The organism is Streptomyces sp. NPDC059455 (genome assembly GCF_042750115.1).
Classification (GTDB): domain Bacteria; phylum Actinomycetota; class Actinomycetes; order Streptomycetales; family Streptomycetaceae; genus Streptomyces; species Streptomyces endocoffeicus.
Genome location: NZ_JBHYVB010000017.1, coordinates 76,623 through 82,212, shown reverse-complemented (window position 1 = coordinate 82,212; position 5,590 = coordinate 76,623). Strand labels below are relative to the sequence as shown.

Sequence of the window (5,590 nt, the reverse complement as noted above, 5' to 3'; positions counted from 1 at the left end):
GGGGCCCCCGCCCCGCCCGGCGGGCGCCCAACCACCCCCCCCCGGGGGGCGGCCGCCCGCGCGGGGGGGCGGCCCGCGCCCGCCCCCCCCCTCGGAATCCTGGCCTCCGTGGAGACCGCTGCTGGATCAGACCTGGATCCGGCGCTCCACGGCGTCGGCGATCTCGGCCAGCGCCTGGTCGATCGGGATGCCGTTCTTCTGCGAACCGTCGCGGTAGCGGAAGCTCACCGCACCGTTCGCGACATCCTCGTCACCGGCGATCACCATGAACGGGATCTTGGCCTTCTGCGCGTTCCTGATCTTCTTCTGCATCCGGTCCGAGGACGAGTCCACCTCCATCCGCAGACCCTTCGCCTTGGCCTGCGCGGCGAACTCCTCCAGGTACGGCACATGGGTGTCGCCGATCGGGATGCCGACCGCCTGCACCGGGGCGAGCCACACCGGGAAGGCGCCCGCGTAGTGCTCCAGCAGCACCGCGAAGAAGCGCTCGATCGAGCCGAAGAGCGCCCGGTGGATCATGACGGGCTGCTGGCGGGAGCCGTCGGCCGCGGTGTACTCCAGCTCGAACCGGGCCGGCTGGTTGAAGTCGACCTGGATGGTCGACATCTGCCAGGTGCGGCCGATCGCGTCCCGGGCCTGGACCGAGATCTTGGGGCCGTAGAAGGCCGCGCCGCCCGGGTCCATGACCAGCTCCAGGCCCTGCTTCTCGGCGGCCTTGCGCAGCTCCTCGGTGGCCTCTTCCCACTGGTCGTCGCTGCCCATGAACTTGTCGGAGTCGTCCCGGGTGGACAGCTCCAGATAGAAGTCGCTCAGGCCGTAGTCGCGGAGCAGGTCCAGCACGAAGGTGAGCAGATTGTCCAGCTCATCGGCCATCTGCTCCTTGGTGCAGTAGATGTGCGAGTCGTCCTGGGTGAAGCCCCGGGCCCGGGTCAGGCCGTGGACGACGCCGGACTTCTCGTAGCGGTAGACCGTGCCGAACTCGAAGAGCCGCAGCGGCAGCTCGCGGTAGGACCGCCCGCGCGCCCGGAAGACCAGGTTGTGCATCGGGCAGTTCATGGCCTTGAGGTAGTAGTCCTGGCCCTCGAACTCCATGGGCGGGAACATGCCGTCCATGTAGTGCGGCAGATGGCCGGAGGTCTCGAAGAGCTTGGCCTTGGTGATGTGCGGGGTGTTGACGAACTCGTACCCCGCCTCCTCGTGCCGCTTGCGCGAGTACTGCTCCATCTCCTTGCGGATCACACCACCCCGGGGGTGGAAGACCGCGAGGCCCGAGCCCAGCTCGTCGGGGAAGGAGAACAGGTCCAGCTCCGCGCCCAGTTTGCGGTGGTCGCGCTTCTCGGCCTCGGCGAGGAAGTCCAGGTACGCCTTCAGCTCGTCCTTGGTCGGCCAGGCGGTGCCGTAGATCCGCTGGAGCTGGGGGTTCTTCTCGCTGCCCCGCCAGTACGCGGCGGCGCTGCGCATCAGCTTGAAGGCCGGGATGTTGCGTGTGGTCGGCAGGTGCGGACCGCGGCACAGGTCCTTCCAGCACAGCTCGCCGGTCTTGGCGTCGAGGTTGTCGTAGATGGTCAGCTCGCCCGCGCCGACCTCGGCGGACGCGCCCTCGGCGGCGTCCGCGGCCGATCCCTTGAGCCCGATCAGCTCCAGCTTGTACGGCTCGGCGGACAGCTCCTCGCGCGCCTCCTCGTCGGTGACCGCGCGGCGGGAGAACCGCTGCCCCCGCTTCTGGATCTCCTGCATCTTCTTCTCGATGCGCTTGAGATCGTCCGGGTGGAACGGGGTCTCGACGTCGAAGTCGTAGTAGAAGCCGTCCTTGATCGGCGGGCCGATGCCCAGCTTCGCCTCCGGGAACAGCTCCTGCACCGCCTGGGCCATCACATGCGCGGTGGAGTGGCGCAGGATGTCCAGACCGTCCTGGCTGGTGATCTCCACCGGCTCGATCTCGTCGCCCTCGGCCGGCCGGTACGCCAGGTCCTTGAGCTGCCCGCCCACGCGCACGGCGACGATCGAGCGGTCGCCGGTGAAGAGGTCCGCCGTCGTAGTGCCCGTGGCCACCACGCGTTCTTCCCGCTCGGAATCGCGTTGGATGATCACACGGACGTCTGACACCGGTCTCTCCTGACTGATGGATGGCTCCCCGCGGCGAATGCCGCGCAGCGTGAATCGTACCGAGCCGACGGGCGGGACCGCGAAACGGTTGTGGACGCCGCCACCGCCGCCGTCACCGCCCGGGGTGACGGTAACCGGACGCCGTCACCGCCCGGGATCACGGTCGCCGGACGCCGCCACCGTGCGCGAGGGCCGTCGGACGGACACCACCCCCGCCCGGAGCGACCCCCGTCCGACGCCATCACGAGTTCAGGCGGCGGTCAGGGGCCGCCGCCGCACGCCTCCTCGAAGAAGTCCAGGTTCTCCTGGAGCGACTTGACCAGCCGGTCCCGCTCGGCCTCGTCCACCTGGACCGGGGTGACGCCGCCGGCCCCGCTGAGCCGCCGGAAGCCGCCGCGGCTCTCCAGCCGCCCCCGCACCCGGATCGGCAGCCCCACCAGATGGGCATGGCCGGCGATGCGGTAGTCCTCCTCGTCCAGGGTGATCCGCACCTGCGCGACCTCCGCCCCGGAGAGCACCCGCAGCCGCACCGTCCCGGGACCGCCGGGGCCGGTACGGCGCAGCCGCACCACCGCACCGGTGAGGCACACGGGAACGGACGGCTCATCCCGGACATAGCGGGCGCCGGCCTCCCTTAACCCCGGAAGATCGCCGGGCGAGAACTCCACCGGATCGGGCCGGGCGGCGAACCCCGGCGGCGGACCGGCGGCCGGTGACCACTCCAGCGCCACCCGCGCCCCCTCCGTGCCCTGGACCAGCGCGACCACCGCCTCGGTCAGCTCCCGGCTGGCCCCCGCCGCGACCGCCGCGTCATACGCCTCCATGCCACCGGTCGTCCGGTGGTAGTCGGCGGCGTCCCGGAGGGCGTACAGCGCGCGCAGCAGGGTGACGGCGGTGGCCCGGCCGTCCTCCTCGACGGGCACGAAGACGGTCAGCTCACGGCCGCCGGACTCGGCGCCCGGGGGCCCGGTCAGCACCCGCTCCAGGGATGCCTCGGCGGCGCGGCGGTGCCGGGCGCCGTAGTAGCCCGCGCGGCCGCGGGCGGCGAGCGCCCCGGCCAGCAGGGTGTCACGGGCGGCGGCGCGCAGCCGCTCCTGCGCGGTCCAGGCGGAGGTGCCGCCGGGGGATTCGGGCACCTCGCGCCGCCAGCGGATCTCGTCGCTGGGCACCGCGAGGCCGGTGAGCACCTCGCGGGCGGAGGGGGCGGCGCTGCGGCTGAGCGCCATCAGCGCCTCGCCGAGCAGATCGCCGCTGTCGGGGAAGTCCCGGCTCTCGGGCACCAGCAGGCTGGTGCCGCCCGCGAGCCGGCCCGGCGGGGTCCAGCGGGCATAAGCCCCCGGGGTGCCGCCGCGTCGGCGCCAGCCGTGCCGGGCGAGCAGGGCGCCGAGCACGGCCGGATCCACCTCGTCGGGGCGCGGGACCGGCAAGGGTGCCGGGTCGTCCTGGGGCCATGGTCGGTCCATCACGGTCTCCCTCCCGCCCCGACCCGGGTCATGATCTCGCAGAGCGCGCGGTCGTCGAAGATCCGCGAGGTCGGGATCCGCACGGTGGTCCGGCGGCGGCCCGTGACCGCGTGGCCGGCCAGATTGATCCAGTAGCAGCAGTGGCGCAGGGACAGGCGGTCATGCCCGGCTCGCAGCCAGTCCTCCTGGCCGCGCGGCACGATCATCACCACGAGGATCTTGTGCACGGAGACCGGGCTGCGGGCCAGCTTGACCAGGTGGTCGTTGTCGAGCGTGAAGGCGAAGGTCGGCCCCGGAGGGTCCGGCGCGATCTGGTACGTGGCCTTGAGCTGCACCTTGATGGTGACCTCGTCGTCCACGGCGTGGCCGCGGGCGCTGTGGCTGACGTGCCAGTCGATGCCGTGGTCGGGAAAGGGCTGGGCCAGTGAGCAGCCCGCGGCGGCGGCCACCGCGTGCAGATAGCCCACCTGAAGGGTCTCCATACAGGCGGTGGTGGCGATTTGGCCACGCACGGGAGGTGATCCGCTCAGGGCAAGGCCGCTCGCCGTCGGGGCCGGGTCGGGTGCTGCGAGCGTCATGTCCGTGACGCCTTCCGGTCGTCGCCGGCTTCGTACACCTGTGTTGTCTCCGCGTCAGGACCTCGGCAAACAGCGGCGGTTCGAGGTCCTCCCTCCGGGTATCACCTGGTCGGGGCGGGATCAGATGTCATCGAGGGGAAATGCACAAGGAGTTGAGGCCATGCCGTCCTGGTTCGAAGGGCCGCTCGCCGCCTTTGACACGGAGACCACGGGTGTCGACGTCGAGCATGACCGGATCGTATCGGCGGCCCTGATGGTGCAGCGCGGGACCGGAAGTCTGCCGGAGATCCGGCGCTGGCTGGTGAGTCCGGGCGTGCCGGTGCCGCCGGCCGCCACCGAGATACACGGTCTGACCGACGCTCATCTCCAGCGTCACGGCAGATGGCCGGCGCCGGTGGTGGACGAGGTGGCGCGGGCGATAGCGGAGCAGGTCACGCGGGGCACCCCGCTGGTGATCATGAACGCGCCGTTCGATCTGACCCTGCTGGACCGGGAGTTGAAGCGGCATCGCAACTCCAGCCTGGCGGGCTATCTTTCGCTGCGCTCGATGACCGTTCTGGATCCGCGGGTGCTGGACAAGCATCTGGACCGCTATCGCAAGGGCCGCCGCACCCTGATCGATCTGTGTGAGCACTACGGCGTGGAGCTGACCGGCGCGCATGACGCGGCGGCGGACGCGGCGGCCGCACTGCAGGTCGTACGGGCGGTGGGCCGCCGGTTCGCCTCCCGTCTGGAGACGCTGACGCCCGCCGAACTGCACGCCCGCCAGACGGTCTGGTACGCGGCGCAGGCCCGGGGGCTGCAGGCGTGGTTCGCGCTCAACGGCTCGGACGAGGTCTGCGATCCGGCCTGGCCGCTGCGGCCGGATCTGCCGGCCGCGGCCTGACGTTCGAGCTCGGCGCGCGCTCGACCACTCGGGTGCGGCGTCAGACCCGGCGGAGCGAGAAGGGGTGGCCGGCCGGGTCGGAGTAGATCCGTACGTCGCGCGGGCCACCGTTGTTCTTGGTGTCCAGCGGCCGCGCGCCCAGGTCGACGACCTGGCGCTCCGCGGCGTCCACGTCCTCCACCAGCAGGTCCAGATGGGCCTGCTGGGAGTCGTCCGGCCGTGGCCAGCTCGGCGGGGCGAAGCCGTGGTCCCGCAGGAAGGCCATCCGCGATCCGCCGGGTGCGACGATCTCGACCCGGTCGGGGGTGGTCAGCGGCTGGATCTCCGCGCCGAGCACCCGGGCGTAGAACTCGGCGAGCTCTTCGGGTTCGGCACAGTCCAAGGACAGGACGGCTGCGGTCGCGACGGCCATGAGTTCCCCTCCACATCGTCACCCACGGAAGTTTTATCGATTACCCCGCTCCTGGCCGTACAAGCACACGAACATGAGTCCTGTCCGCCATGGTGTGGCCCGGCAGCATGGGGTGGTGTGAGAGAAAGGGGTGGAACAACGGGAC

General features: G+C 71.3%; 5 protein-coding genes. 1 reads left to right on the top strand and 4 read right to left on the bottom strand.

All coding sequences use genetic code 11. The features are described 5' to 3' along the window. Window positions 1–126: 126 nt before the first annotated feature. The 3 genes from thrS to ACFXB5_RS08850 form a co-directional block, all read right to left on the bottom strand. Window positions 127–2,106: a threonine--tRNA ligase gene (gene thrS / locus ACFXB5_RS08860; protein WP_385204235.1), complete on the bottom strand. Its 1,980-nt coding sequence runs from the start codon at window positions 2,104–2,106 to the stop codon at window positions 127–129. A 260-nt stretch (window positions 2,107–2,366) separates the two neighbouring features. Next, window positions 2,367–3,569, bottom strand: coding sequence for a hypothetical protein (locus ACFXB5_RS08855; RefSeq protein ID WP_385204232.1), 1,203 nt, complete (start codon window positions 3,567–3,569; stop codon window positions 2,367–2,369). Next, window positions 3,569–4,147 (bottom strand): DUF4365 domain-containing protein, encoded by a 579-nt coding sequence (locus ACFXB5_RS08850; protein ID WP_385204229.1) that lies wholly within the window; start codon window positions 4,145–4,147, stop codon window positions 3,569–3,571. The genes ACFXB5_RS08855 and ACFXB5_RS08850 overlap by 1 nt, the downstream gene beginning before the upstream one ends. Window positions 4,148–4,307: 160 nt before the next feature. On the opposite strand from ACFXB5_RS08850, the gene ACFXB5_RS08845 reads away from it, so the two are divergent. Further along, the gene (locus ACFXB5_RS08845) at window positions 4,308–5,033 is read left to right on the top strand and encodes a 3'-5' exonuclease (protein WP_385204227.1); all 726 of its coding nucleotides are present in this window, start codon (window positions 4,308–4,310) and stop codon (window positions 5,031–5,033) included. Between the two features lie 40 nt (window positions 5,034–5,073). On the opposite strand, the gene ACFXB5_RS08840 is transcribed toward ACFXB5_RS08845, so the two are convergent. After that, complete coding sequence (locus ACFXB5_RS08840; protein ID WP_385204224.1) at window positions 5,074–5,445, bottom strand: VOC family protein; 372 nt, start codon at window positions 5,443–5,445, stop codon at window positions 5,074–5,076. Between the last annotated feature and the right edge of the window lie 145 nt (window positions 5,446–5,590).

What these genes read in the sequence shown, in the direction of transcription:
- ACFXB5_RS08840 (WP_385204224.1), bottom strand. Translation starts at nt 5,445, where the DNA reads ATGGCCGTCGCGACCGCAGCCGTCCTGTCCTTGGACTGTGCCGAACCC.
- ACFXB5_RS08855 (WP_385204232.1), bottom strand. Translation starts at nt 3,569, where the DNA reads ATGGACCGACCATGGCCCCAGGACGACCCGGCACCCTTGCCGGTCCCG.
- ACFXB5_RS08850 (WP_385204229.1), bottom strand. Translation starts at nt 4,147, where the DNA reads ATGACGCTCGCAGCACCCGACCCGGCCCCGACGGCGAGCGGCCTTGCC.
- ACFXB5_RS08845 (WP_385204227.1), top strand. Translation starts at nt 4,308, where the DNA reads ATGCCGTCCTGGTTCGAAGGGCCGCTCGCCGCCTTTGACACGGAGACC.